Consider the following 25,563-nt stretch of genomic DNA (forward strand, 5'->3'; position numbering starts at 1 on the left):
TCGTCGATGTTTACCAGGACGGCCCGCGAGCCACACGTGCTCCATCGAGCGAACCCATATGGCGCAGCGCCGTTTGCGGCGTCCCGCGCCCCGGGGAACTGTGGCTTCGACCACGGACATTCACGCCAACCCCGGGGAATCAGTCATGACGCAAGCGTTCGCATCCGAGGAATCCGAGGCACTGTCGGCACAGGAGGCGGCGGCCGCGGCGTCGTCGTGCAGCCGGGAGTTCCGCGCCGACCCGCACCCCGTGTACGCCGCCCTCAGGGAGTCGGCGCCGGTCTGCCCCCTGACCCCGCCGCACGGCGTGCAGACGTACCTCATCACGCGTTATGACGACGCCCGCGCCGCCCTCGCCGACCCCCGGCTGAGCAAGGACATGTACGGCGCCATCGACGCCTACCACCGCATCTTCGGCGACTCGTCGATCGCCCTCGACGACAACATGCTCTTCTCCGACCCGCCGAAGCACACCCGGCTGCGGCGCATCGTCGGCAGCACCTTCACCCCGAAGCGCGTGGAATCCCTGCGGGCGCGGGTCCAGCAGATCACCGACGACCTGCTCGACGCGTGCCCGACGACCGAGACGGTGAATCTGCTCCCGGAATTCTGCTTCCCCCTTCCGCTGCACGTCATCTGTGAACTCCTCGGCGTTCCGGAGAACGAGCGGAAACAGGCTCAGGAATGGTCCGCCACCGTCGCGCAGACCGGATTCGGCCCGGAGGCGCGGGCGAAACTGGAGATCGCCGAGGGAAATCTGCGCGACTATCTCGTGGACCTGTGCGCGCGCAAGCGCCGGGAGCCGGACAGCGGTCTGCTCAGCGCCCTCGTCACCGCCCAGGACCAGGAGGGCGCCCTCACCGACGGCGAACTCGTCTCCACGGCCTGGGTGCTGCTCTTCGCCGGGCACAAGTCGACGGCGTACCAGATCGGGAACGCGGTCTACCACCTGCTCAGCCGCCCGGAGCAGAAGGAGCTGGCGCTGCGGGACGCGAGCTCGCTGGCCGCGGCTATCGAGGAGGTCTTCCGGTTCGAGACCTCCGTGGAGAACTCCACGTTCCGCTACGCCAAGGAGGACGTGGTCATCCGGGACACCCTCATCCCCAAGGGCGCCCTGGTCCAGATCTCGATCACCGGTGCCAACCGCGACCCGGAGATGTTCACCGCCCCCGACGAGATGGACGTCCGGCGCCCGAACGTCCAGGCCACGCACCTCGCCTTCGGCTACGGCCCGCACTACTGCGTCGGCGCCCCGCTGGCCCGGCTGGAGATGCAGATCGCGCTGGGCACGCTCTTCGCCCGGCACCCCGGGATGGCCCTCGCCCAGAAGCCCGAGGACGCGCGCTGGATGACCGTGCCGTTCCCCGCCTTCCGCGGTCTGGCCGAACTCCCCGTCGTCCTCGACCCGTCATGACGGGCGGTGCCCCGGGGCGCGTGCGCGTGGTGCGGCTGCTGCGCGTGCGCGAGGGGATGGAGGCGGACTTCGTCACGTCGTACGACGAGGTCCGCCGGGGCTCGACGGCCGTCCCCGGCCATCTCGGGGAAGAGCTGTGCCGCTCCCTGGACGACCCCGCCCAGTGGCTTCTCACCAGCGAGTGGGAGAGCTTCGAGGCGGTCCGGCGCTGGCGGACCGGCTCCGCGCACCGGGCCCTGGTCGAGCCGATGAACGCCTGTCTGCACGACGACCGCTGGACGGCGGTCTTCGAGGTCAGGGAGACCACGTCGGCGTGAGCGGCCGGCGCGGGCGCCGGGGAGTGCGACCGAAGAGCGAGACGGGGCTGACCAGCATGTGACCGGCCGGTAAGGTCGTGCGCGTGCCGAAGCCGCTCAGTCTTCCCTTCGACCCCATCGCCCGCGCCGACGAACTCTGGAAGCAGCGCTGGGGAAGCGTGCCGTCCATGGCCGCGATCACCTCGATCATGCGGGCCCAGCAGATCCTGCTCGCCGAGGTCGACGCGGTGGTCAAGCCCTACGGGCTGACGTTCGCCCGCTACGAGGCCCTGGTCCTGCTGAACTTCTCCAAGGCCGGCGAACTGCCGATGTCCAAGATCGGCGAGCGGCTGATGGTGCACCCCACCTCGGTGACGAACACCGTCGACCGGCTGGTCAGGTCCGGTCTGGTGGCCAAGCGCCCCAACCCCAACGACGGGCGCGGCACCCTCGCCTCCATCACCGACAAGGGCCGCGAGGTCGTCGAGGCGGCGACCCGCGACCTGATGGCGATGGACTTCGGTCTCGGCGCGTACGACGCCGAGGAGTGCGCGGAGATCTTCGCGATGCTGCGCCCGCTGCGGGTCGCGGCACACGACTTCGAGGAGAGCTGACCCCGGCCGAGATCTCCCGGAACGGATGGTTACGCTCTTTCCCATGAAGAAGAGCGTCCTGACCCGCTACCGGGTGATGGCCTACGTCACCGCCGTCATGCTGCTCGTGCTGTGCACCTGCATGGTGTTCAAGTACGGCTTCGACATGGGCGAGGACGTCACCTTCGCCGTCTCCCAGGTCCACGGCTTCCTCTACATCGTCTACCTGATCTTCGCGTTCGATCTCGGGTCCAAGGCGAAGTGGCCGTTCGGCAAGCTGCTCTGGGTGCTCCTCTCGGGCACGATCCCCTTCGCCGCCTTCTTCGTCGAGCGCAAGGTCACGCGCGCGGTGGAACCGCAGGTCAGCGGGGTGGAGCCGGCCGTCGCCAAGGCCTGATACGACCGCCGCGCCCCGGGTGCGGCGGTTCTCCCATCGACATTTACTTGGACGTCCTAGTAAATTCGTGGGTATGGACGCTGACGCCATCGAGGAGGGCCGCCGACGCTGGCAGGCCCGGTACGACGCCGCGCGCAAGCGCGACGCAGACTTCACCACGCTCTCCGGGGACCCCGTGGAGCCGGTGTACGGGCCCCGGCCGGGAGACAGGTACGAGGGCTTCGAGCGGATCGGCTGGCCCGGGGAGTACCCCTTCACCCGCGGGCTGTACCCGACGGGCTACCGAGGGCGGACGTGGACCATCCGGCAGTTCGCCGGGTTCGGCAACGCCGAGCAGACCAACGAGCGCTACAAGATGATCCTCGGCAACGGCGGAGGCGGGCTCTCCGTCGCCTTCGACATGCCGACCCTCATGGGCCGCGACTCCGACGACCCGCGCTCGCTCGGCGAGGTCGGGCACTGCGGCGTCGCCATCGACTCGGCCGCCGACATGGAGGTCCTGTTCAAGGACATCCCCCTCGGCGACGTCACCACGTCGATGACCATCAGCGGGCCCGCCGTGCCCGTCTTCTGCATGTACCTGGTGGCCGCCGAGCGCCAGGGCGTCGACCCGGCCGTGCTCAACGGCACCCTCCAGACCGACATCTTCAAGGAGTACATCGCCCAGAAGGAGTGGCTCTTCCAGCCCGAGCCGCACCTGCGTCTCATCGGCGACCTGATGGAGCACTGCGCGGCCGGCATCCCCGCCTACAAGCCGCTGTCCGTCTCCGGCTACCACATCCGCGAGGCCGGGGCGACGGCCGCGCAGGAGCTGGCGTACACCCTCGCCGACGGCTTCGGGTACGTCGAGCTGGGCCTCAGCCGCGGCCTGGACGTGGACGTCTTCGCCCCGGGCCTGTCCTTCTTCTTCGACGCGCACGTCGACTTCTTCGAGGAGATCGCCAAGTTCCGGGCCGCCCGCCGCATCTGGGCGCGCTGGATGCGGGACGTGTACGGCGCCCGGACCGACAAGGCCCAGTGGCTGCGCTTCCACACCCAGACCGCCGGTGTCTCGCTGACCGCGCAGCAGCCGTACAACAACGTGGTGCGCACCGCCGTGGAGGCGCTCGCCGCCGTGCTCGGCGGGACCAACTCGCTGCACACCAACGCCCTCGACGAGACCCTCGCCCTGCCCTCCGAGCAGGCCGCGGAGATCGCGCTGCGCACCCAGCAGGTCCTCATGGAGGAGACCGGCGTCGGCAATGTCGCCGACCCGCTGGGCGGCTCCTGGTACGTCGAACAGCTCACCGACCGGATCGAGGCCGACGCCGAGAAGATCTTCGAGCAGATCAAGGAGCGGGGCCTGCGGGCCCACCCGGACGGCAAGCACCCCATCGGGCCGATCACCTCCGGCATCCTGCGCGGCATCGAGGACGGCTGGTTCACCGGCGAGATCGCCGAGTCCGCCTTCCAGTACCAGCGCTCCCTGGAGAAGGGCGACAAGAAGGTCGTCGGCGTCAACGTCCACACCGGCTCGGTCACCGGCGACCTGGAGATCCTGCGGGTCAGCCACGAGGTGGAGCGCGAGCAGGTGCGGGTGCTGGCCGGCCGCAAGGCCGCCCGCGACGACGCCGCCGTGCGCACCGCGCTGGACGCGATGCTGGACGCCGCCCGCAGTGGCGCCAACATGATCGAGCCGATGCTGGACGCCGTACGCGCCGAGGCGACCCTGGGCGAGATCTGCGACGCCCTGCGCGACGAGTGGGGCGTCTACACCGAGCCGGCGGGCTTCTGAGCCCCGCGGGGAGGGCGGCCGGCCCGTCCTCCCCGCCCCTCAGTCACCGGTCGCGGCCGCTCCCGCCAGTCCCAGCAGCAGCACCTGGGTGAAGCCGCGCACCCACTCCTCGTCCGCCGGATGCCCGCTGACCAGCGTCCGGTGCACCACGGCTCCCGCCACCATGTCGAAGATCAGGTCGGCCGTACGGTCCGACTCCGCCGGGTCGGTTTGCGGCGGCAGCTCCCCGCGGCCCTGGGCGCGCGCCCGGCCCTCCAGCACCAGCCGCTTCTGCCGGTCGACGATCGAGGTGCGGATACGGTCGCGCAGCGCCTCGTCCCGGGTGGACTCCGCCACGACCGCCATCAGGCCGCTCTTCGCCTCCGGCCGGGCCAGGATCGCCGCGAACTGGAGCACGACGCCCTCGATGTCGGCGGCCAGGCTGCCCCGGTCGGGCAGACGCAGCGCGTCGAAGAGCTCGGCGACCGCGTCCACCACGAGTTCGTGCTTGCCGGCCCAGCGGCGGTAGAGAGTCGTCTTGGCGACCCCGGCCCGGGTGGCCACGTCCCCCAGGGTGAGCTTCGACCAGCCCAGCTCGACCAGCGCCTCCCGGGTGGCCGCCAGGATCGCGGTGTCCGCGGCGGCGCTGCGCGGGCGTCCCGGGCGGGCGGGAACGGGGTGGCTCTGCATGGTTCGACCCTATCCGCGCGGATGTCGTGCGACGGGTGAGGGAGATCACGGGCGGGGGGTGTTCCGGAGGCACCCGTTGCCATTACGCTACGACTCGTAGCGAAAGCGATGACCACGCTTGACCACGCTGACGCGGGTGGGGACCCGGCGTCGAACCACACCGGTCCAGGCCGGTTTTCCTGCCGCTTTTCACAGCGCGCGCAGAACGGGGGAGGATAGACGCATGCAGCCACGGAACATGTCCATGAGCGGGGTCGTCGACCTCGCCGCGGTGAAGGCGGCCCAGGAGGCCAAGGCGAAGGCGGAGCAGGCGCGAGCCGAGGCCGCCCGGCAGGGCGGGCCGGGAGCCGTGTCACCCGCCGACCTCGTCATCGACGTGGACGAGGCGGGCTTCGAGCGCGACGTCCTCCAGCGCTCCGCCGAGGTGCCGGTCGTCATCGACTTCTGGGCCGAGTGGTGCGAGCCGTGCAAGCAGCTCAGCCCGCTGCTGGAGCGGCTCGCCGTCGAGTACAACGGCCGTTTCCTCCTCGCCAAGATCGATGTCGACGCCAACCAGATGCTGATGCAGCAGTTCGGCGTGCAGGGCATCCCTGCCGTCTTCGCGGTCGTCGCCGGCCAGGCGCTGCCCCTCTTCCAGGGCGCGGCCGGCGAGGCGCAGATCCGTCAGACGCTGGACCAGCTCGTCGCGGTGGCCGAGGAGCGCTTCGGGCTCACCGGCCTCACCGTCGACCCGGACGCCGAGCCCGGCGGCGCCCAGGCCGCCTCCGGGCCGGCCGCCGGCCCGTACGACGCCCTGCTGGAGGCCGCCGTGCAGGCCCTTGACGCGGGCGATCTGACCGGTGCCGTCCAGGCCTACAAGAGCGTGCTGGCCGAGGACCCGGCGAACAGCGAGGCCAAGCTCGGGCTCGCCCAGGCCGAGTTGCTCCAGCGGGTGCAGGGCCTCGACCCGCAGCAGGTGCGCAAGGACGCCGCGGACAAGCCGGCCGATGTGCAGGCGCAGATCGCCGCCGCCGACCTGGACCTGGTGGGCGGGCACGTCGAGGACGCCTTCGGCCGGCTCATCGAGACGGTGGGGCGCACGGCGGGCGACGACCGGGACGCCGTCCGGCTGCGGCTGCTGGAGCTGTTCGAGGTCGTGGGCGCCGACGACCCCCGGGTGGCGGCGGCCCGCAGGGCGCTGGCGCGCGCGTTGTTCTAGGGGATCCGCGAGCGGGGCGAGGAACCGGTTCCGGGCGCCCGCCCCGTGGTGCGGCTGTGAAGGGAATGGCCGACAGAGCATCCAGGCGGCCGCGTTTTGCCAAATCTTGGTAATCGCGGCCGCCGTTACTGCGGGTAAGCCGCAGGCGTCGTTCTGTCGGCTTTCGTCTGCCCATTCGTGGATTTTTCCGGTCGTCCGGGACCACCCTGTGTCGCTGACCGAGACCGGCGGGTCGTTGTTCGGTTATCCCGCCGTTACTACCGAGTAACGAAGCCCCTTGTGCGGGCGGCGAGAATGCACCACGATCGGCCACGCTCGGTCCTGTTCCCGTCGCCCGCCAGCCAGTCGGGTCGTGGGAGTTCCTGGGTCCCCACCGAGCAGAGCCGGCGGCAGTGGCGCCGGCTCTTGGGCAGGGGGGTCTTCGTCCGTCAGGCGAAGCCTGTCCAGCAAGGTTGTGCGTGATGCGTGTCAGGCGCGACCAGTGGTTGTCGCTCGGGGGTGATCGCCGGTGATTCGGGCGCGGTTCTCGCGCCACCGAGCGCGGGCGCTCTCCTTCCCGAGGACGTAGCACTTCTCCCATCCCTGCCCGGCTGAGCCGTCGAGCTGACAGTGGCAGCCAGGGCCGGAGATGTACGTCCGAGAAGGAGGAAATATGGAGTCCCAGGTGCGTGGCGGGACCAGATGGAAGCGGTTCGCTGTGGTCATGGTGCCCAGCGTCGCCGCCACGGCAGCGATAGGTGTCGCCCTCGCGCAGGGCGCTCTGGCCGCGTCGTTCAGCGTTTCGGGTCAGTCGTTCAAGGTGACGACCGACAAGCTCGTCGGTTCGGGCTTCTCGCAGTACGGCGCTCTTGACGAGGGCTACACGCTCTCCGGCAAGAAGACGGTTCACCCCGTCGCCGTCTCGGGTTTCAAGTCCGCGACGATCAGCAACATGTGTCAGTCCGTGGTCACGCCCGACATCCCGATCCTCGGGAACGTCAGCCTGATCCTGCGGGCGGGCGAGAACCCGAGCAAGCCGGTCGAGGCCAAGAACCTCTACATCGACGTCGCCGACCTCGAGGCCGACGCGACGTTCGAGAACATCGACATCGGTGTTGCCGCCAAGGACGCCAGCAAGGGTCCGGGCATGAAGGGTGGCGGCGAGCAGGCCAACCCCTTCGGTTTCGCCCAGCAGGCCGACAAGGCCACGCTGAGCAACGTGAAGCAGACGGCGTGGGCGACCACCGCCGGAACCTTCAAGCTCAGCGGTCTGAAGATGTCGCTGTCGACGGGTGTCAAGGAGTGCTACTAAGCACTCTCTGACGGGCGGGGGAGCCGATGGCGCCCCCGCCCGTCCACTCTCCGCCCGCCTTCTTCACAAGGGGTCACAGGGCCGCGACACATGACCGCATCACCATCGCACCACCACCACAGCAATGCCGTACCAGGGAGCTGTTTTCGATGAGCGCCGAGACTCCTGCCGCGCCCGGCCATGACGAGCACTACCTCCGGGTATTTCGGCGCAACTTCCGCGCCTGGCGCGGTGCGCGGCCCTTCTGGGCCGGTCTGTTCGTCATGCTCGGCGGACTGCCCATCGCCTACTTCCCTTACGCGAACCTCCAGATCGGCCACCTGACGCTGGCGATGCAGACCGCGGGGGGCTCCAGCTCCCTGATCATCGGTGTGCTGCTCGTGGTCCTCGGCTTCACGCTCTGGTTCCAGAAGCACGTCCGCACCTTCGCGGGCATCGCGGCGATCCTGCTGGCACTGGTGTCCATCCCGCTGTCCAACCTCGGCGGTTTCCTCATCGGCTTCCTCTTCGCCCTCGTGGGCGGGGCGATGGCCGTTGCGTGGGTGCCCGGCGGGGACGCCGACGCAACTCCGGCGAAGACGGACACGACGGGCGAGGGCGACGCACCCGAGGGTGCCGCCGACCCCGACACCGCCATCCTCAAGCCCGTGGTGGGCGAGCCGAACGATCTGTCAGGAACGAGCCCGGCGAACGGGGCGAACGGGAGGCACAGTGCCGGCTGACGAGGTGACCCACGGGACTGAGGTGGACACGTCCCGTGTGAGAACCGGGCCGCGTCACGCGGCGCCCAAGAAGCCGCTGTTCACCAGATTCCACGTGCCGGCGGGCAAGGCGATAGCCCTGGCGGCGATGCCGACGGCGGTCCTGATGGGCATGGGCTTCACGCCCACCCTCGCGCAGGCCGACAGCGACAACGCCACCAAGCCCACGGCCAACAGCCTGACGGCCGACGAGTACAAGGACTGCGTGGCCGCACTGGAGGACGACGCCTCGGCGTCCCCGTCCCCGAGCGCCAGCGCGTCGGCCGACGAGGAGGAGACGGCGAAGCCGGACCCCTCGGCGTCGGACTCCGGCGACTCCTCGGACTCCTCCGGCTCCTCGGATTCCTCCGGCTCCTCGGACTCCTCGCAGTCCGCGGGCGGTTCGTCCTCGTCGGATTCAGGTTCCGACGATGCCGAGCCCGCGCCGGAGCCGTCCCCGAGCAGGACGAGCGAGTCCCCGTCCGGCCAGGCGGCCACGCCGTCCCCCTCGCCGTCCGAGGGCGGTGGCAACCTGCTGGAGGACATCGGCGACGCCGTCGAGGGCATCTTCACGGGCGGTGCGAAGGACGACGAGAGCGCGAGCCCCACCCCGTCGCCCTCGGCGAGCGCCACCGAGGAGGCGTCCTCCGGCGGCGAGGAGCCCGCCGCGAAGGAGACCCCCGCGGCGTCCGACCCCGTGAAGGAGACCACCGACAAGGTCACCGACACGGTCGAGGAGACCGGCGAGGACGCCGGCGACAAGGCGTCCGACGCGGCGAAGGACCCCTCCGACGCGGTGCGGGACGCGGCCGACGAGGCCACCGCCACGCCGAGCCCGTCCGAGAGCGCCGACGCCGACCCGGAGGGCTGCCCGGTCGCCACCGACGACGAGGGCGGTGTCGACAACACCGTGCCGCTGCCGGACGACCCGTGGTACCTGAACGCCAGCTCGCTGCTGCTGAAGGGCGCCGACTACCAGGGCATCGTCGAGGTGAGGACGGCCAGCGGCAAGAAGAAGAAGGTGCTCAAGTACGTCATATCCGACGGCACCGACATCGGCGACCTGCACCAGACGGTGAACGACAAGCAGTCCGGCAAGACCTACCACGTGCAGGCGGCCAAGGGCTCGACGTCGACCATCCGCGGTGGCAAGACGGTGATGTACACGGAGAGCATCTCCGGCAACCTGCTCGGCCTGATCCCGGTCACCTTCGACCCGGACAACCCGCCGCCGCTGAACATCCCGCTGATCTACTTCACCAAGGTCAAGGTCACGCAGGCCGCCCAGTTCGGCGGCACCCTGCACGTGCCGGGACTGCACAACTTCACGACCGACTGAGCCGGGCGTCGTCCTGACGCCGACACGAGCCCGTTCGGGAGCCGCACACCGGCTGTGGCCCGGTCCTCACCCGAGGACCGGGCCACAGCCGTGTCCGGGGCGCCGTCGGCCCCCGGACCTCGCTTCACCTTTCCTTCGGGCCAACGCCGACGCCAAGGCCGCGTACGCCGAGTCCCTGGACGCGGGCGACGCGGCGGACACCGCGCGTGCCGCGGCCAACGAGGCGGACAAGCACGCCGACGACGCGGAAGCGGCCGCGGGCCGGGCCCGGACGGCGGCCAACGCCGCCACCAGGGCGGCCGAAGAGGCGGATGCCGCGGCCACGCGGGCCGAGGCGGCCGCCAAGCGTTCCCGCGCCAATGCCGACGCCGCAGGCCGCGAAGCTGCACAACTGCATGAACCTCTCCGACGAACTGCTGTTCCCGCAGACGGGTGCCCATACGCTGAGCAGGCACGTCCGAGTGACCCCGCAGCAGGCCCGCGCGTTCGCCGAGGAGAACCTGAGAAAGGGCCGACCGGGGATCAGCAGTGTGTGGATGAGCGAGGAGATCGCCCAGCAGGGGGTTGACCGGGCATTCGCCCAGTACTTCTTCCCGAACGGTGAGAAGCGGACGGCCAGCTTCGATGCCCTCGACAACTGGCTGAACAAGAGAGGCAGTTGGAGAAGCAAGCCGGAGTTCGAGTTCACCGCGCGCTGGGACAAGCACTCGTCCTTGGGGACGGTGTACCGCGCGGATGGCGGCTCATATGCTGCGGGAAACACGATCAAGGTCGTCCTCCACAGAATGCCCGGGAAATCCGGTCATGAGGGCTTCATCGTGTACACCTCGTACCCGGTCTGACCTTGCACCACGGGCCCGTCCGGTCTCCGGGCGGGCACAGTCGGGGCGGATTCGAAGAGACAAGGAGCAGTCTGTGGGCAGACGGCGGCCGGCGTTCGGCGTGTTGTACGAGGGCGACTTCGGGCTGAGTGAGCTGGCCGCGCGGATCTTCGACGCCCAGGCGCCGGACGCCGGCCGGGCACTGGCCCTTGCGGCCGAGGTGGCCGGTCTCGCCGAGGGGGAGGGGGCCGTGGAACTCGGCGACGACGTGCGCCGACTCCTGGACTCGGCGCTGCCTGACGACGTGCTTCGTACGGCGTGGCTGGCGGCCACCCTCCATCGGTTCGACCCGTCGGAACACGGAATGACCTTGCGTGAGTGGCTCTCCTCGCTCGCGGACCGGTGGCCGGGCCCAAAGGCCGTCGCGGAGGAGGGCCCGTGTGAGGCGGTGCCGGCACTCATCCGCACCTCCTCCTTGCCCGAGCCTTCGGCCCTCGCGCGCGTCACGGAGGAGGCCGACGCCGGCCTGGGTTTCCGTCTCTTCCTCCGCGCGATCAAGGTCCATTCCGGCCCTGTCGGGAAAGAGCAGTACGACCGGCTCACGGCCCTCGGTAAGCAGTTCGGCTACCCCGGGCCCCTCGTCCACGACGGCCTGGACGTCCGGTGGCCGGCCCTCGACACCGGCCGGCGTGATGCCCTGGGTGACGTCGGCTTCTCCCACCTCACCGCCTGGTTCGCCGGCTCCTGGCATCACGACACCAAGCCCGAACGGGCCTTGCGCCAGGCCGCCGCGGCCGATCACGAAGGTCAGACCCCCGGCTCCCAAGCCGCCTTCCTCCTCCAGGACACTATTCGCCTGCTGGACTCAGCACTCCCCACGTCCACCCTCACCATGCTCTGGCTGTCCGCGACGGCTCGCGGTTACAACATCGATCAGCTCGGCATGGACGGACGGGACTGGCTCCAGCGGATCGCGTGGATGTGCCGGGAGGTCCTGCGTGACCTCGCCCCCGCCTACACACCGCCCCGACCACGCGCCGTCACCGAGTCGGCCGACCCGGTGCTGCGGGAACTCCGCGCTGTGGCGTCGCGGATGGCGGACAGAACCGTGAGCCCTCACTGGGAGCCGATTCCCGGTGACGAGGCGGCCGCAGTCCTGGAACAGGTCGTGACCCGAGTCGATCCCGACCTCGGCTTCCGTCTGCTCTTGCGGATGCTGGACGTCCTGTCCGTGCCGATCACGGAAGACGAATACGCCCGCTACCAGCGCCTCGCCGCCCACTTCGGGCACCATGAGCACCTGGTCACCGAGGCACTGTGGCAACGCGTCGAAGACAGCGACGCTGGAGAGAGAAACAGTTGAGAACCCAGCTGAAAGTGACCCGCGACGGCGACGCCTTCGTCGTCCGGCTCACGCCCCGTCAGGTTTCGGCGATGTACGAGGCGCTGAGCTATCTCGCCGACCGGGACTACGGTGACACGGAGCTGACCCTGCTGGTCGGCGCGGGCCGGGAGGCCGTCGACGGGCTCGTGGAGCGCCTGATCGGACGGCGCACGGAGTCCTGCGACTTCCGTCTCACCATCGAGGAACTGCACATGCTGCACAGCGCGCTGACCGCCGTGCCCACCATGTTTCTCGAGCGCGGCGGCCTCTTCGCGGAGGAGCCGTTCCACATCCGACTGGGCTTCTACCGGGAGAACTTCGACGCCCTGGCGTCCGCCCTCGTCTGCGCGGTCGCCGAGGCGTGACACCCGGCGGAAGCAACTGACGGCACAGAAGGACGAGGGCGCCCCCTCCCGACAGGGGGCGCCCTCCGAGACGTCCAGGCGTCAGCCCCGGACGGGGCCGCCCAGGTGGTGCACCCGCACCATGTTCGTCGTCCCCGGCACCCCGGGCGGGGAGCCGGCCGTGATGACCACGATGTCGCCCTCGTGGAACAGGCCCAGCTTGACGATCTCCTGGTCGACCAGGTCGACCATCTCGTCGGTGCTGTTCACGAACGGCACGACGTGCGGCTCGACACCCCAGCTGAGGGTCATCTGGTTGCGCGTGGACTCGTCCGTCGTGAACGCGATGATCTGCTGCGCCGCCCGGTAGCGGCTCAGGCGGCGGGCGGTGTCGCCGGACTGGGTGAAGGCGACCAGGCCCCTGCCGCCGAGGAAGTCGGCGATCTCGCAGGCCGCGCGGGCGACCGAACCACCCTGGGTGCGGGGCTTCTTGCCCGGCACCAGCGGCTGGAGGCCCTTCGAGAGGAGTTCCTGCTCGGCCGCGGTGACGATCTTCGACATCGTCCGGACCGTCTCGATCGGGTAGGCGCCGACCGAGGACTCCGCCGACAGCATGACCGCGTCGGCGCCGTCCAGGATCGCGTTGGCCACGTCGGAGGCCTCCGCGCGGGTCGGACGGGAGTTGGTGATCATCGACTCCATCATCTGGGTCGCCACGATCACCGGCTTGGCGTTGCGCCGGCACAGCTCGATGAGGCGCTTCTGCACGATCGGGACCTTCTCGAGCGGGTACTCGACGGCCAGGTCGCCGCGCGCGACCATCACGCCGTCGAACGCCATCACGACGTCCTCCATGTTGGCGACCGCCTGCGGCTTCTCCACCTTGGCGATGACCGGGACGCGGCGGCCGACCTCGTCCATGACCTTGTGCACGTCCTGCACGTCGTCGGCGTCCCGCACGAAGGACAGGGCGACCATGTCGCAACCCATGCGCAGCGCGAAGCGCAGGTCCTCGACGTCCTTCTCGGACAGCGCCGGCACGTTCACCGCCGCGCCCGGCAGGTTGATTCCCTTGTGGTCGGAGACGACGCCGCCCTCGATGACGATGGTCCGCACCCGCGGGCCCTCGACCTCGACGACCCTCAGCTCGACGTTGCCGTCGTTGATGAGGATCTGGTCGCCCTTGCCGACGTCACCGGGCAGGCCCTTGTAGGTCGTCCCGCAGATGGACTTGTTGCCCGGGACGTCCTCGGTGGTGATGATGAACTCGTCGCCGCGCTCCAGCTCGACCGGGCCCTCGGCGAAGGTCCCCAGACGGATCTTCGGCCCCTGGAGGTCGGCCAGCACGCCGATGGCGCGGCCGGTCTCCTCGGCGGCGGCCCGCAGGCGCTCGTACCGCCCCTGGTGGTCCTCGTGGGTGCCGTGGCTGAAGTTGAAGCGGGCCACGTTCATGCCGACTTGGATCAGCGACACGAGCTGTTCATGGGAGTCGACCGCGGGGCCGAGAGTGCAAACGATTTTCGAACGGCGCATGGGACGATCCTATCGGTTTGTTTCGCCGCGGAATATTCCGTCTGGTGGAAAGTACAAATGAGCTGTGCTTTGCTCAGCCGTGTTACCGGGCCGTTTACCTCCGTTGCCGTCACTCAGTCGCCGCCCCCGCCGACCAGAGCATAGGTCTGCGTCGCGATCTCCAGTTCCTCGTCGGTCGGCACCACCGCGACCGCGACCCGCGCGCCCACCGGTGAGATCAGGCGCGCCCCGCCGCCGCGCGCGGCGTTCAGCTCCGGGTCCACGGCGAGGCCGAACTGCTCCAGGCCCGCCATGGCGGCCTCGCGGACCGGTGCCGCGTTCTCCCCGACCCCGGCGGTGAACACGACGGCGTCGACCCGGCCGAGCACCGCGCAATAGGCGCCTATGTACTTCTTCAACCGGTGAATGTAGACGTCGAAGGCCAATTGCGCGCGCTCGTCGCCCTCGTCGATCCGGCGCCGGATCTCCCGCATGTCGTTGTCGCCGCAGAGCCCGACCAATCCGCTCTTCTTGTTGAGCAGGTCGTCGATTTCCGCAATGGACATTTCGGCGACCCGCGCCAAATGGAAGATGACGGCGGGATCGATGTCACCCGATCGCGTACCCATCACGAGTCCCTCCAAGGGCGTCAGCCCCATGGAGGTGTCCACGCACCTGCCGCCCCGCACCGCGGACGCCGAGGCGCCGTTGCCGAGGTGCAGCACGATGACGTTCACCTCTTCGGGGGCCTTGCCCAGCAGCTCGGCGGCGGCCCGCGAGACGTACGCGTGCGAGGTGCCGTGGAAGCCGTAGCGGCGGACGCGGTGCCGGTCCGCGGTCTCGACGTCGATGGCGTAGCGGGCGGCGGACTCCGGCATCGTGGTGTGGAAGGCCGTGTCGAAGACGGCGACCTGCGGCAGGTCGGGGCGCAGCGAGCGCGCCGTGCGGATACCGGTGAGGTTGGCCGGGTTGTGCAGGGGCGCCACCGGGATGAGCCGCTCGATCTCGGCGAGCACGGCCTCGTCCACGACCGTCGGATCGGTGAACCGCTTGCCGCCGTGCACCACCCGGTGGCCGATCGCGGCCAGCTCCGGCGAGTCGAGCCCGAGGCCGTCCTGGGCGAGCTCCGCCGCCACCGCCTTCAGGGCCGCGTCGTGGTCGGCGATCGGGCCGCCGCGCTCACGGCTCTCGCCGCCCCCCGTGAGCGGCGTGTGCTTCAGCCGGGAGGTCCGCTCGCCGATGCGCTCGACGAGCCCCGTGGCGAGCCGGGCGCGCTCGCGCATGTCGAGGAGCTGGTACTTCAGCGACGACGAGCCGGAGTTGAGGACGAGGACGCGGGTGGCGGTCACGGGGCGGCGGCCTTCCGCTCGGAGGACGGGGCGGGGGACTGGGACTGGATCGCCGTGATGGCGACGGTGTTGACGATGTCCGAGACGAGGGCGCCCCGGGACAGGTCGTTGACCGGCTTGCGCAGGCCCTGCAGGACCGGGCCGACGGCGATGGCTCCGGCCGAGCGCTGCACGGCCTTGTAGGTGTTGTTGCCCGTGTTGAGGTCCGGGAAGATCAGCACCGTCGCCTGCCCGGCCACGTCGGACTCCGGGAGCTTGGTCGCGGCGACCGACGGCTCCACCGCGGCGTCGTACTGGATGGGGCCCTCGATCCGCAGGTCGGGGCGGCGCGAGCGCACCAGCTCGGTCGCCGCGCGCACCTTGTCGACGTCGGCGCCCGAGCCCGAGGTGCCCGTGGAGTACGACAGCATCGCGATCCGCGGCTCGACCCCGAACCGCGCGGCCGTGGCCGCCGACTGGACGGCGATGTCGGCCAGTTGCTCGGCGTCCGGGTCGGGGTTCACCGCGCAGTCGCCGTAGACGAGCACCCTGTCGGCGAGGCACATGAAGAACACCGAGGAGACGATGGCGGCGTCCGGCTGCGTCTTGATGATCTCGAAGGCGGGCCGGATGGTCGCGGCCGTGGAGTGCACCGACCCCGACACCATGCCGTCGGCGAGCCCCTCCTGCACCATCAGCGTCCCGAAGTAGTTGACGTCGCTCACCACGTCGTACGCCAGCTCGACGGTGACCCCCTTGTGGGCGCGGAGCCGGGCGTACTTCTCGGCGAAGGAGTCGCGCAGCTCGCTGGTCGCCGGGTCGATCAGCTGGGTGTCGCCGAGGTCGATGCCGAGGTCGGCGGCCGTCTTGCGGATGCGGTCGGCCGGCCCGAGGAGGGTCAGGTCGCAGACGTGGCGCCGCAGCAGCACCTCGGCGGCCTGCAGGACGCGCGGCTCGGTGCCCTCCGGCAGCACGATGCGCCGGATGTCCGAGCGGGCCTGCTCCAGCAGCTTGTGCTCGAACATCATCGGCGTCACTCGGTCGGAGTTCGGCGCCGAGACCCGCCCGAGCAGCTCCCCGGTGTCGACGTACCGCTCGAACAGGCCGAGCGCGGTCTCCGCCTTGCGCGGGGTGGCCGCGCTCAACTTGCCCTCCAGCGACGACAGCCGCTCGGCGGTCGAGAAGCTGTAGCCGGGCACGGACAGCACCGGGGTGCCGGGGGCGAGGCGCGCGGCCAGGGTGAGGATCTCGTCGCCCGGCCGCTCGTCGAGGGTGAGCAGCACCCCGGCGATCGGCGGGGTGCCCGCGCTGTGCGCGGCCAGCGAGCCGACGACCAGGTCGGCGCGGTCTCCCGGCGTGACGACCAGGCAGCCCGGCGTCAGGGCGGTCAGGAAGTTCGGCAGCATCGCGCCGCCGAACACGAAGTCCAGGGCGTCGCGCGCGAGCCCCGAGTCGTCGCCGAGCAGGACCTTCGCGTCCAGTGCCTGGACGATCTGCGCGACCGTCGGCGCGGACAGGGTGGGTTCGTCGGGGACGACGTAGCAGGGCACGGGCAGCCGGGAGCCCAGCCGCTCGGCGATCTCGTCCCGGTCCTCGCGGGCCACCCGGTTGGCCACCATGGCCAGCACGTCGCAGCCCAGATTCTCGTAGGCCCGGTAGGCGTTGCGCGTCTCGGCGAGCACCGACTCGGCGGTCTGCCCGCGCCCGCCGACGACCGGGAGGACGGAGGCGCCGAACTCGTTGGCGAGCCGGGCGTTGAGGGACAGCTCGTCCGGGAGCTGGGTGTCGGCGAAGTCGGTGCCGAGCACCAGGACGACGTCGTAGTCGCGGGTGACCGCGTGGAAGCGGTCGACGAGCGTGGACACCAGTTCGTCGGTGCCCCGCTCGGCCTGCAGGGCGGACGCCTCGTGGTAGTCCATGCCGTAGACCGTCGCCGGGTCCTGGGAGAGGCGATACCGGGCGCGCAGCAGTTCGAACATGCGGTCGGGGGAGTGGTGGACCAGCGGCCGGAACACCCCGACCCGGTCGACCTTGCGGGTCAGGAGCTCCATCACCCCCAGCTCGACGACCTGCCGGCCGTCGCCGCGGTCGATGCCGGTCACGTACACGCTACGCGTCACGCGTGATCTCCGTTTCCTCTGTCGCCGTCTCGTCCGTCGCCCGTCCCCGGGTCCCACAGCGGGCCGCGACATCACCCGGTGAGGGCAGTGAAACCCTCTTGACACTACCCTTGGCCGTCGTTAAGGCGCCCGCCAGGATGAGGGGCCCGGCAGGGGGTACGCGCGGGGCGGGGGAGGCCTCGGCAGGGTCCGGAACGGGGAGGAAACGGGACGGGCCGGACGCAAGCGACAGGCCTCTCGGCGGCATGAAACAATCGGATCGGCTCACCGGCATCACGACAGCGAGCAGGAGACACAGCACGATGCGCATCGGAGTTCTCACCGCAGGCGGCGACTGCCCCGGCCTGAACGCCGTGATCCGGTCGGTCGTGCACCGGGCCGTGGCCCACTACGGCGACGAGGTGATCGGCTTCGAGGACGGCTTCGCGGGTCTGCTCGACGGCCACTACCGCCCCCTCGACCTGGAGGCCGTCAGCGGCATCCTGGCCCGCGGCGGCACCATCCTCGGCTCGTCCCGGTTGGAGCGCGCCCGGCTGCGCGAGGCCTGTGAGAACGCCCCGGACATCGCCCGTGACTTCGGCATCGACGCGCTCATCCCGATCGGCGGCGAGGGCACCCTGACGGCCGCCCGCATGCTGTCGGACGCGGGCCTGCCGGTGGTCGGTGTGCCCAAGACGATCGACAACGACATCTCCTCGACGGACCGCACCTTCGGCTTCGACACCGCCGTCGGCGTCGCCACCGAGGCCATGGACCGCCTGAAGACCACCGCCGAGTCGCACCAGCGCGTCATGGTCGTCGAGGTCATGGGGCGGCACGCGGGCTGGATCGCCCTGGAGTCCGGCATGGCGGCCGGTGCGCACGGCATCTGCCTCCCGGAGCGCCCGTTCGACCCCGCCGACCTCGTCAAGATGGTCGAGGAGCGCTTCGCCCGCGGCAAGAAGTTCGCGGTGATCTGCGTCGCCGAGGGCGCCCACCCCGCCGACGGCAGCATGGACTACGGCAAGGGTGAGATCGACCAGTTCGGCCACGAGCGCTTCCAGGGCATCGGCACCGCCCTCGCCTTCGAGCTGGAGCGCCGCCTCGGCAAGGAGGCCAAGCCGGTCATCCTCGGCCACGTCCAGCGCGGCGGCGTGCCCACCGCGTACGACCGCGTCCTCGCCACCCGCTTCGGCTGGCACGCCGTCGAGGCCGCGCACCGCGGCGAGTTCGGCAGGATGACGGCCCTGCGCGGCACGGACATCGTGATGGTCCCGCTCGCGGAGGCCGTCACCGAGCTGAAGACGGTCCCCAAGGACCGCATGGACGAGGCGGAGTCGGTCTTCTAGAGCGCGGCGCGGCCCGGCGTCAGGGCGTACCGCCCCGCACCGCCGTCCAGAAGCGCTCCACGATCCCGTCCAGGAACGCACGGCCCGCCGCGCTGTGGTCACCCCTGCCCGCGCCCCAGCTGAGGGTGGCGGTCATCTGCCCCTGGTACTCCTGGTGCAGCTCCCGCAGGGCGTGCTGGATCAGCCGCCGCTCCAGCGGAGCCATCGCGGCCACCGGGCGGACGTACGCCTGCCAGCGCGTCGTCACCGCGCTGCGCAGCAGGTCGGCCAGGCGCCCGTCGCGGCCCGTGACGGTGATGAAGTCCGGAAGCGACAGCCCGAGCACCTCGGCGAGCGCGGCGGACTGGCGGTCGGTGCCGCGCCAGTCGTCGTGGTCCTCCATCCGCAGATAGGCGTGCAGGTCGTGCCCGACGGCCCGGGCCACGTCCTCGGGTGCGAGACCCCGGGCGACGCGGTGCTCGCGCAACGTCCGGGGTCTGCCGAGCAGTTCGCCCGGCGAGCACCAGAGCACGCCCGCGAGGGCAATGAGTTCGCCGTCGTCCGGCGCGACGAGTTCGCGTTCCCAGGCGAGGACGAGGTCCCCGGTGACATGGGGGAGGCCGTAGGAGACCCGGATGCCGTAGGCGACGTGCTCGGGCCCCATGTCGAGGCCGGCTCTCAGACGGCGGGCGGCCGGGGCGTCGAACGGCGGGGTGGGCGGATTGCGGAGGCTGGAACGGCGGGGCGGCTGGTTCGGCTGAGCTGGCGGTCGGCGCACGGCCCACACCGTAGGACGGCTGGCATACCGTGACTACGATCTGTTCGGCCAGGATCACGGATCGTATGAAGATACGGCTACCGGCGGGTTCGGTCTCCGGAGGGTGGCGGTGCCGCCCGCGGGGGAACGCCGCGCGGCCGAGCACTCGCCCGGCCCTGCGGGTGCTGGGCCCGAGGGAACGGCAAGCTCAGGCGACATATTCGCTCCCGTGTGCGGGGCCGGGCCCGGCGATGGCGCGCCCCCGTCGCGGTCGCGCGCACACCCGGAACTCGAAGAGGAGTGCGGCCCGCCGCCGTACGGCGGCCGCCCGCGGCACCCGGGGAGGCGGCTCGAATCCGACGCCCGCCCCGCCCGCTACCCCTTGACCGCCCCGCCCAGCGCGAACCCGCCGCCCAGCCGGCGCGCCACCAGCACGTACAGCAGGATCACCGGGGTCGAGTAGAGGATCGAGAACGCGGCCAGCTGCCCGTAGACCACCGTGCCCCGGTTGCCGAAGAACTCGTTGATGCTCACGGCCGCCGGCATCTGGTCGGGGGTGAGCAGCAGCATGAACGGGACGAAGAAGTTCCCCCACATCATCACGAACGAGAACACGGTCACCACCGCCACGCCCGGCCCCATCAGCGGCAGCACGATCCGCACCAGCGACTGCAGCGACGACGCCCCGTCCGTCCAGGCCGCCTCCTCCAGCTCCTTCGGCACCCCGTCCATGAAGTTCTTCATCAGCCAGATGGCGAACGGCAGTTGGGACGCGGCGAAGAAGAAGATCGTGCCTTCCACGGTGTCGATCAGGTTCACCTGCACGAACAGCGCGTACACCGGCACCATGATCGCGGTGATCGGCAGGCTCGTCGCGAACAGGACCGTCAGCAGGAACGGCCGGTTGAGGCGGGACCGGAACCGCGACAGCGGATAGGCGGCCAGCGCCGCGCACGCCACCGTCAGCAGCGTCCCGCCGCCGCACAGCAGCAGGCTGTTCAGCAGCGGGGTGAAGGTGATGTCCGGGGTCATGACGGCGTCGAAGTTGTCCAGGGTCAGCCCGTCCGGGAGCTTCACCCGCAGATCGGCGTGCGGGTCCAGGGCGGACAGCACCACCCAGGCCAGCGGGAGCACGAACGCGGCGGCCACCACCAGCAGTCCGGCGTCGGCGGCCAGCCGGTGCGAGGCCCTGCGGGACGAGAGCGTGCGCGGCATGGCTCAGACCTCCGTCCGCAGCAGACGCAGATAGACCACCGAGAACAGCGAGCCCACCACGAGCAGCAGCAGGGCGACCGCGGTGCCGTAGCCGATCATGCTCTTCTGGAACGCCTCCTCGTACATGAACAGCGGCAGCGTCTGGCTGCGGCCGCCCGGACCGCCCCGGGTCATCACCCAGATCAGCCCGAACACGGACAGCGTCTGCAGGGTGATCAGCATCAGGTTGGTGCCGATGGAGCGCCGGATCATCGGCAGCGTGATGTGCCACAGCCGGCGCCGGCCGCCGGCCCCGTCGACCTCGGCGGCCTCGGTGATCTCCTTCGGGATCTCGTTGAGGGCCGCCGAGTACACCAGCATTGAGAAGGCCGTGCCCCGCCAGACGTTCGCGAAGGACACCGCGAGGATCGGGAGGGTGAACAGCCAGTTCTGGGTGGGCAGATGCAGCCAGTCCAGTACGGCGTTCAGGGTGCCCTCGCGGCGGAAGAAGGCGTACAGCAGGAATCCGGCGACGACCTCCGGCAGCACCCACGCCGTGATGACGATCCCGCCGACCAGCGTGCGCACCGATTTCGAGGCGCGCTGCATCAGCGCCGCCAGCGCCAGCCCCAGGGTGTTCTGGCCGATCAGCGCCGAGATCACCGTGAAGACCAGGGTGTGCCGGACGGCGTTCAGGAACGCGTCGTCGCCGAAGGCGGTGGTGAAGTTCTCGAAGCCGACGAACGAGTCCTCGGCCTGCCCGGTGAGCTGGAGGTCGGTGAACGCGATGTAGGCGCAGTACGCGATCGGACCGGCCAGGAACAGCAGCAGCAGGACGACCGCCGGGGCCAGCGGCAGGACCCGCAGCAGCGGGACGCGGCGCGGCCGGGTACCCGGGCGAGGCGACACGGCGGCCGGACCCGGCCCCTTCGCGAGGCCGGGGTCGGTGGCGGTCTTCATGAGCGGTGGCTCACTTCTCGATCACCTGGCCGTCCGTCGCCGACTTCAGCTCCTCGTCGTACGCCTTCGCCGCGTCCTCCACCGACACGTCACCCGTCGTCACGCCCTCCATGGCCTCCTGGATCGCGGTCGAGACCTTCGGGTACGCCGGGTAGGCGGGCCGGTAGTGGGTCGAGGCCACCAGGTCCGTGAAGAACTCGATGCCGGGCTGGGCGTCGACGTACGCGGGGTCGGCGGCGACGTCCTTGCGGACCGCGATGCCGGAGTTGGCGATGTACCACTTCTGCGCGTTCGCCTTGGTCTGCATCGTCTTCACGAACTCGAAGGCGAGGTCGGGGTTGCCCGCCTTGGCGGGGATCGCCCACGTCCAGCCGCCGGACATGCTCACCTTGCCGGGCGCCTGCCCGTTCTGGGTGGGCATGGGGGCGAGGCCCAGCTTCTCGGACCACTCGGGCCACTCGTGCCCGCTGCCCTCCAGCCAGTCCTGCGGCAGCCAGGAGCCGTCGAGGTCGATGCCGAGCCTGCCCTCGGGAAGCAGCTCACCGCGCACCCGGGTGCCGAAGTTGGGGTCGAGGGCGTCCGAGACGTCCGGTCCCAGCCTCTCCTTGTAGACCGTCTCCACGAACGCCAGGGCGTCACGGAAACCCTTGCCGCCGGTGATCCACTTCTTGGACGCCTTGTCGTAGAGCGGGTCCGAGGCGCCGTCGTTCGTGCCGTACAGCAGCATCTCGAAGCCCTGCATGGTGGCGGCCTCGCCGGCGGGCTTGCCGGTGTAGACGTTGAGGGGGGTGACGCCGGGGACCTTCTTCTTGATCGTGCGGGCCGCGTCGAGGACGTCGTCCCAGGTCCTCGGCCGCCAGTCGGACGGGAGGCCCGCCTTGGCGAAGACACCCTTGTCGAACCACAGGCCCCGGGTGTCGGTGCCGTCCGGGACGCCGTACGTCTTGCCGTCCTCGCCCTTGGCGGCGGCCTTCGCGGTGTCGATGAACTGGTCCCAGTCCCGCCACTTGGCGAGATACGGGTCGAGCGGCTTCAAGTACCCGCTGGTGATGTCCGAGTTGATGAGGAAGGTGTCCTCGTAGACCAGGTCGGGAGCGGTCTTGGGGGAGCGGAGCATCTGCTGGAGCTTGGTGTAGTACTCCGAGTCCGGGGCCTTGATGGGGACGAACTCCACCTTCTTGCCGGGGTTCGCCTTCTCGAACTGCTTCTTGATGTCCGCGAGATAGGTGTCCATCACCTTCACGGAGTTGTCCGTGGACTGCTTGAAGGAGACCTTCACGGTGTCCGGGTCGCTGCCGGCACCGCCGCCGCACGCGGTGAGCGTGGCGGCGGCGAGGGCGGCGGCGAGGAGCGGGGGGAGGGCGGCGGTGGGGCGCACGGGCATGACCTCCTGCGGGCGCACGACGTTGTGGCGCTGGACGGCTGCCCGGTGAACCTAAGAGGAGTGGTCTAGTCAGGTCAATGCATGTGCGGGGGAAAGCGGTCGAGGAGGTCGTGCCGGGCGGCGCAAGGCCCGCCCCACGGCGGACGACGCGACCTCACGGACCCGGCCTACACGAAAGGTCCTAGCGGCCCGTCCCGGGCCCCGGAACCCACCGGTACACCAGCTCCGGTCGCCCCACCTGCCCGTACACGGGCCTGCGTTCGGCCCGCCCCGCGTCCACCAGGTGCTCCAGATAGCGGCGGGCCGTGATCCGGGAGATCCCGACGGCCTCGGCGACCCCGGCCGCCGTCAGCCCCCCGTCCGCGTCCCGCACCGCACCGGTCACCCGCTCCAGCGTCGGACCGCTCAGGCCCTTCGGCAGCGCGGCGGGGCCCGGTGCCCGCAGCGCGGCGAGCGCCCGGTCCACCTCGTCCTGGCCGCTCGCCTCGCCCACGGCCGCGTGGAACTCCGCGTACCGCACCAGCCGGTCCCGCAGCGTGGCGAAGGTGAACGGCTTCAGCACGTACTGCACGACGCCCAGCGACACGCCTTCGCGCACCACCGCAAGATCCCGCGCGGACGTGACCGCGATCACGTCCGCGTGATGCCCGGCGGTCCGCAGCGACCGGGCCAGCTGCAGCCCGTGCACATCCGGCAGATGCAGATCGAGCAGCAGCAGATCCACCGGTGTGCGCTCCAGCGCCCGGCGCGCCTCCGCACCCGTGTGCGCCTTGCCGACCGCCACGAATCCCGGCACCCGGCCGACGTACATCACGTGCGCGTCCGCCGCGACCGGGTCGTCCTCCACCACCAGCACCCGGATCGCCTGCGCGGCGCCCGCGGTCATACGTCACCTCTCACGGCCACGGCGTCCCCGGCGGGGGAGCCCTGCGCGGGCACGGCTCCAGCCCCGGCGCCGCCGCCCGCCAGGCGCAGCCGCGCCTCGAAGGCCGCCCCGCCGCCCTCGGCCCGGGTCACCGCCAGCTCTCCCTGGTGCCGGATCACGACCTGCCGGACCAGCGCGAGGCCCAGGCCCCGGCCGCCCGGGCCGGCCGGCTTCGTGGAGAACCCGCGCCGGAACACCGCCTCGGCGTGGGCGGGGTCCACCCCGGTGCCGGTGTCCGTCACCCGCAGTACCAGCTCGCCGTCCTCGGCGTACGCCGTCACCGTCACCCGCGCCCCCACACTTCCCTGCGCCGCGTCCACGGCGTTGTCGATCAGATTGCCCAGCACCGTCACCAGGTCCCGGGCGGGCAGCGCGTCGCTCAGCAGCCCGTCGTCGAGCCGGCTGTCCTCCGACACGACGAGTTCCACGCCCCGCTCGTTGGCCTGCGCGGTCTTGCCCAGCAGCAGCGCTGCCAGCACCGGCTCGCTCACCGCCGCGACCACCTGGTCCGTCAGCGCCTGCGCCAGCTCCAGCTCGGCGGTGGCGAACTCCACCGCCTCCTCGGCCCGCCCGAGCTCGATCAGCGACACCACCGTGTGCAGCCGGTTCGCCGCCTCGTGCGCCTGCGAGCGCAGCGCCTGCGTGAAGCCCCGCTCCGAGTCCAGCTCGCCCATCAGCGACTGCAGCTCGGTCACGTCGCGCAGCGTCACCACCGTGCCGCGCCGCTCGCCGCCGGACACCGGGGAGGTGTTCACCACCAGCACCCGCTCCGCGGTCAGGTGCACCTCGTCCACCCGGGGCTCGGACGCGAGCAGCGTCCCCGTCAGCGGCGCCGGCAGCCCCAGCTCCGCCACGGAACGGCCCACCACGTCGCCCACCCCGAGCAGCTCCCGGCCCCCGTCGTTGATCAGCGCCACCCGGAACTGCCCGTCCAGCATCAGCAGCCCCTCCCGCACGGCGTGCAGGGCGGCCTGGTGGTAGTCGTGCATCCGGCTGAGCTCGGCCGCGTTCATCCCGTGGGTGTGTCGGCGCAGCCGGGCGTTGATCACGTACGTGCCGACCGCGCCCAGTGTCAGCGCCCCCGCCGCCCCGCCGATCAGGGCGGTCAGCTGCTCCTGCACCCGCTTGCTGATCTCCTCCACCCGGATGCCCGCGCTGACCAGGCCCACGATGTGCTCCCGGCCGGTGCCGCCGTCGTAGATCGGCACCACCGCCCGCACCGACGGGCCGAGGGTGCCGGTGTAGGTCTCCGTGAACGGCTCGCCGCGCAGCGCGCGCTCGGTGTGCCCGCGGAAGTGCTGCCCTATCTGCCGCTCGTCGGGGTGGGTCCAGCGGATCCCGCCCGGATCCATGATCGTGACGAAGTCGACCTCGGCGTCCCGCTGCACGCGCAGCGCGTACGGCTGGAGCGCGGCCGTCGGGTCGTCGGTGCGGATGGCGTCCGGCGTGGACGGGGCGTCGGCGATGGACTGCGCCACGGCCGCGGCCTGCCGGCCCGCGGCGTCCTCGGCCTGGTCGCGGTCGCTGAGGTAGGTGAAGACCGCGTATCCGGAGAACAGCACCGCGATCAGCACGGCCTGCATGGCGAAGAGCTGGCCTGCCAGGCTGCGCGGGCTCGGGACGGGGATACGCATGCCGCCAGTCTGCCCGCACGTTTCCCGGTGAACTAAATGAACGGAAGGGTGACCGCCCTCACACGCCGGGAGATAGTCACCGCATCGCTGCACACGACCCCCGTCCCCAGGGGCGCGCCTGTCCACCAGCGAACCCCCACCCCGGACGTGAGCCGCACGCCGGTGACAACCGACGAAGACGT

Annotated in this window: 23 protein-coding genes; 13 read left to right on the plus strand and 10 right to left on the minus strand. The window is 70.8% G+C overall.

Translation table 11 applies throughout. From position 1 onward, the window contains the following. Positions 1–145 precede the first annotated feature (145 nt). The 5 genes from ABZ899_RS28215 (at position 146) to ABZ899_RS28235 (ending at position 4,474) form a co-directional block, all read left to right on the plus strand. Positions 146–1,414, plus strand: coding sequence for a cytochrome P450 (locus tag ABZ899_RS28215; RefSeq protein WP_361351164.1), 1,269 nt, complete (start codon positions 146–148; stop codon positions 1,412–1,414). Continuing rightward, positions 1,411–1,731: an antibiotic biosynthesis monooxygenase family protein gene (locus ABZ899_RS28220; protein ID WP_361351166.1), complete on the plus strand. Its 321-nt coding sequence runs from the start codon at positions 1,411–1,413 to the stop codon at positions 1,729–1,731. The genes ABZ899_RS28215 and ABZ899_RS28220 overlap by 4 nt, the downstream gene beginning before the upstream one ends. Before the next feature lie 83 nt (positions 1,732–1,814). Further along, positions 1,815–2,324: a MarR family transcriptional regulator gene (locus ABZ899_RS28225; RefSeq protein ID WP_361351168.1), complete on the plus strand. Its 510-nt coding sequence runs from the start codon at positions 1,815–1,817 to the stop codon at positions 2,322–2,324. A 43-nt stretch (positions 2,325–2,367) separates the two neighbouring features. After that, a complete protein-coding gene (locus ABZ899_RS28230) occupies positions 2,368–2,700 on the plus strand; it encodes a DUF3817 domain-containing protein (RefSeq protein ID WP_361351170.1) in 333 nt (110 codons plus the stop codon). A gap of 73 nt (positions 2,701–2,773) precedes the next feature. Then, a complete protein-coding gene (locus ABZ899_RS28235) occupies positions 2,774–4,474 on the plus strand; it encodes a methylmalonyl-CoA mutase family protein (protein ID WP_361351172.1) in 1,701 nt (566 codons plus the stop codon). Between the two features lie 39 nt (positions 4,475–4,513). On the opposite strand, the gene ABZ899_RS28240 is transcribed toward ABZ899_RS28235, so the two are convergent. Then, complete coding sequence (locus ABZ899_RS28240; protein ID WP_361351174.1) at positions 4,514–5,143, minus strand: TetR/AcrR family transcriptional regulator; 630 nt, start codon at positions 5,141–5,143, stop codon at positions 4,514–4,516. Between the two features lie 223 nt (positions 5,144–5,366). Between ABZ899_RS28240 and ABZ899_RS28245 the strand changes: the two genes are divergently transcribed. From ABZ899_RS28245 to ABZ899_RS28275, 7 genes are all read left to right on the plus strand, one after another. Next, positions 5,367–6,341, plus strand: a complete 975-nt coding sequence (locus tag ABZ899_RS28245) for a tetratricopeptide repeat protein (protein ID WP_361351176.1) — start codon at positions 5,367–5,369, stop codon at positions 6,339–6,341. A gap of 652 nt (positions 6,342–6,993) precedes the next feature. After that, positions 6,994–7,632 (plus strand): DUF6230 family protein, encoded by a 639-nt coding sequence (locus ABZ899_RS28250; RefSeq protein WP_361351178.1) that lies wholly within the window; start codon positions 6,994–6,996, stop codon positions 7,630–7,632. Positions 7,633–7,781: 149 nt separating this feature from the next. Beyond that, positions 7,782–8,354 carry a DUF6114 domain-containing protein gene (locus ABZ899_RS28255; RefSeq protein ID WP_361351180.1) on the plus strand — a complete coding sequence of 191 codons (573 nt, stop codon included), beginning with the start codon at positions 7,782–7,784 and terminating at the stop codon, positions 8,352–8,354. Continuing rightward, the gene (locus ABZ899_RS28260; protein WP_361351181.1) at positions 8,344–9,711 is read left to right on the plus strand and encodes a hypothetical protein; all 1,368 of its coding nucleotides are present in this window, start codon (positions 8,344–8,346) and stop codon (positions 9,709–9,711) included. The genes ABZ899_RS28255 and ABZ899_RS28260 overlap by 11 nt, the downstream gene beginning before the upstream one ends. A 395-nt stretch (positions 9,712–10,106) precedes the next feature. Next, on the plus strand, positions 10,107–10,553 hold the full coding sequence (locus ABZ899_RS28265) for an RNase A-like domain-containing protein (protein WP_361351183.1): 447 nt from the start codon (positions 10,107–10,109) through the stop codon (positions 10,551–10,553). A 73-nt stretch (positions 10,554–10,626) separates the two neighbouring features. Beyond that, on the plus strand, positions 10,627–11,895 hold the full coding sequence (locus ABZ899_RS28270; RefSeq protein ID WP_361351185.1) for a hypothetical protein: 1,269 nt from the start codon (positions 10,627–10,629) through the stop codon (positions 11,893–11,895). Further along, positions 11,892–12,281, plus strand: a complete 390-nt coding sequence (locus ABZ899_RS28275; RefSeq protein ID WP_361351187.1) for a hypothetical protein — start codon at positions 11,892–11,894, stop codon at positions 12,279–12,281. The genes ABZ899_RS28270 and ABZ899_RS28275 overlap by 4 nt, the downstream gene beginning before the upstream one ends. 81 nt (positions 12,282–12,362) lie before the next feature. On the opposite strand, the gene pyk is transcribed toward ABZ899_RS28275, so the two are convergent. The 3 genes from pyk to pta form a co-directional block, all read right to left on the minus strand. Continuing rightward, positions 12,363–13,793 carry a pyruvate kinase gene (gene pyk / locus ABZ899_RS28280; protein WP_361351189.1) on the minus strand — a complete coding sequence of 477 codons (1,431 nt, stop codon included), beginning with the start codon at positions 13,791–13,793 and terminating at the stop codon, positions 12,363–12,365. Between the two features lie 113 nt (positions 13,794–13,906). Then, positions 13,907–15,121: an acetate kinase gene (locus ABZ899_RS28285; protein ID WP_361351191.1), complete on the minus strand. Its 1,215-nt coding sequence runs from the start codon at positions 15,119–15,121 to the stop codon at positions 13,907–13,909. Next, the gene (gene pta / locus ABZ899_RS28290; RefSeq protein WP_361351193.1) at positions 15,118–17,220 is read right to left on the minus strand and encodes a phosphate acetyltransferase; all 2,103 of its coding nucleotides are present in this window, start codon (positions 17,218–17,220) and stop codon (positions 15,118–15,120) included. Before pta ends, ABZ899_RS28285 begins: the two co-directional genes overlap by 4 nt. A gap of 302 nt (positions 17,221–17,522) precedes the next feature. Here pta and ABZ899_RS28295 point away from each other — a divergent pair, with 302 nt between their 5' ends. Continuing rightward, positions 17,523–18,548 carry an ATP-dependent 6-phosphofructokinase gene (locus ABZ899_RS28295; RefSeq protein WP_361351194.1) on the plus strand — a complete coding sequence of 342 codons (1,026 nt, stop codon included), beginning with the start codon at positions 17,523–17,525 and terminating at the stop codon, positions 18,546–18,548. Between the two features lie 19 nt (positions 18,549–18,567). On the opposite strand, the gene ABZ899_RS28300 is transcribed toward ABZ899_RS28295, so the two are convergent. The 6 genes from ABZ899_RS28300 to ABZ899_RS28325 form a co-directional block, all read right to left on the minus strand. Further along, a complete protein-coding gene (locus ABZ899_RS28300; RefSeq protein WP_361351224.1) occupies positions 18,568–19,191 on the minus strand; it encodes an XRE family transcriptional regulator in 624 nt (207 codons plus the stop codon). Positions 19,192–19,659: 468 nt separating this feature from the next. Then, positions 19,660–20,499: a carbohydrate ABC transporter permease gene (locus ABZ899_RS28305; protein WP_361351196.1), complete on the minus strand. Its 840-nt coding sequence runs from the start codon at positions 20,497–20,499 to the stop codon at positions 19,660–19,662. 3 nt (positions 20,500–20,502) lie between these two features. Further along, positions 20,503–21,438, minus strand: a complete 936-nt coding sequence (locus ABZ899_RS28310; protein WP_361351198.1) for a sugar ABC transporter permease — start codon at positions 21,436–21,438, stop codon at positions 20,503–20,505. Between the two features lie 10 nt (positions 21,439–21,448). Then, on the minus strand, positions 21,449–22,822 hold the full coding sequence (locus tag ABZ899_RS28315; protein WP_361351200.1) for an extracellular solute-binding protein: 1,374 nt from the start codon (positions 22,820–22,822) through the stop codon (positions 21,449–21,451). 181 nt (positions 22,823–23,003) lie between these two features. Continuing rightward, positions 23,004–23,708 (minus strand): response regulator, encoded by a 705-nt coding sequence (locus ABZ899_RS28320; RefSeq protein ID WP_361351202.1) that lies wholly within the window; start codon positions 23,706–23,708, stop codon positions 23,004–23,006. Next, positions 23,705–25,381: a sensor histidine kinase gene (locus ABZ899_RS28325; RefSeq protein WP_361351204.1), complete on the minus strand. Its 1,677-nt coding sequence runs from the start codon at positions 25,379–25,381 to the stop codon at positions 23,705–23,707. The genes ABZ899_RS28320 and ABZ899_RS28325 overlap by 4 nt, the downstream gene beginning before the upstream one ends. Positions 25,382–25,563 lie beyond the last annotated feature (182 nt).

Origin of the sequence: Streptomyces sp. NPDC046859 (assembly GCF_040645135.1) — a bacterium.
In the GTDB taxonomy this organism is placed as follows: Bacteria; Actinomycetota; Actinomycetes; order Streptomycetales; family Streptomycetaceae; genus Streptomyces.

Excerpts from the sequence above, each read along its gene's own strand:
- ABZ899_RS28235 (WP_361351172.1), top strand. The coding sequence starts at position 2,774 with ATGGACGCTGACGCCATCGAGGAGGGCCGCCGACGCTGGCAGGCCCGG.
- ABZ899_RS28265 (WP_361351183.1), top strand. The coding sequence starts at position 10,107 with ATGAACCTCTCCGACGAACTGCTGTTCCCGCAGACGGGTGCCCATACG.
- ABZ899_RS28220 (WP_361351166.1), top strand. The coding sequence starts at position 1,411 with ATGACGGGCGGTGCCCCGGGGCGCGTGCGCGTGGTGCGGCTGCTGCGC.
- ABZ899_RS28250 (WP_361351178.1), top strand. The coding sequence starts at position 6,994 with ATGGAGTCCCAGGTGCGTGGCGGGACCAGATGGAAGCGGTTCGCTGTG.
- ABZ899_RS28230 (WP_361351170.1), top strand. The coding sequence starts at position 2,368 with ATGAAGAAGAGCGTCCTGACCCGCTACCGGGTGATGGCCTACGTCACC.
- ABZ899_RS28310 (WP_361351198.1), bottom strand. The coding sequence starts at position 21,438 with ATGAAGACCGCCACCGACCCCGGCCTCGCGAAGGGGCCGGGTCCGGCC.
- ABZ899_RS28305 (WP_361351196.1), bottom strand. The coding sequence starts at position 20,499 with ATGCCGCGCACGCTCTCGTCCCGCAGGGCCTCGCACCGGCTGGCCGCC.
- ABZ899_RS28315 (WP_361351200.1), bottom strand. The coding sequence starts at position 22,822 with ATGCCCGTGCGCCCCACCGCCGCCCTCCCCCCGCTCCTCGCCGCCGCC.
- pyk (WP_361351189.1), bottom strand. The coding sequence starts at position 13,793 with ATGCGCCGTTCGAAAATCGTTTGCACTCTCGGCCCCGCGGTCGACTCC.
- ABZ899_RS28245 (WP_361351176.1), top strand. The coding sequence starts at position 5,367 with ATGCAGCCACGGAACATGTCCATGAGCGGGGTCGTCGACCTCGCCGCG.
- ABZ899_RS28295 (WP_361351194.1), top strand. The coding sequence starts at position 17,523 with ATGCGCATCGGAGTTCTCACCGCAGGCGGCGACTGCCCCGGCCTGAAC.
- ABZ899_RS28320 (WP_361351202.1), bottom strand. The coding sequence starts at position 23,708 with ATGACCGCGGGCGCCGCGCAGGCGATCCGGGTGCTGGTGGTGGAGGAC.
- ABZ899_RS28300 (WP_361351224.1), bottom strand. The coding sequence starts at position 19,191 with ATGGGGCCCGAGCACGTCGCCTACGGCATCCGGGTCTCCTACGGCCTC.
- ABZ899_RS28255 (WP_361351180.1), top strand. The coding sequence starts at position 7,782 with ATGAGCGCCGAGACTCCTGCCGCGCCCGGCCATGACGAGCACTACCTC.
- ABZ899_RS28325 (WP_361351204.1), bottom strand. The coding sequence starts at position 25,381 with ATGCGTATCCCCGTCCCGAGCCCGCGCAGCCTGGCAGGCCAGCTCTTC.
- ABZ899_RS28215 (WP_361351164.1), top strand. The coding sequence starts at position 146 with ATGACGCAAGCGTTCGCATCCGAGGAATCCGAGGCACTGTCGGCACAG.
- ABZ899_RS28240 (WP_361351174.1), bottom strand. The coding sequence starts at position 5,143 with ATGCAGAGCCACCCCGTTCCCGCCCGCCCGGGACGCCCGCGCAGCGCC.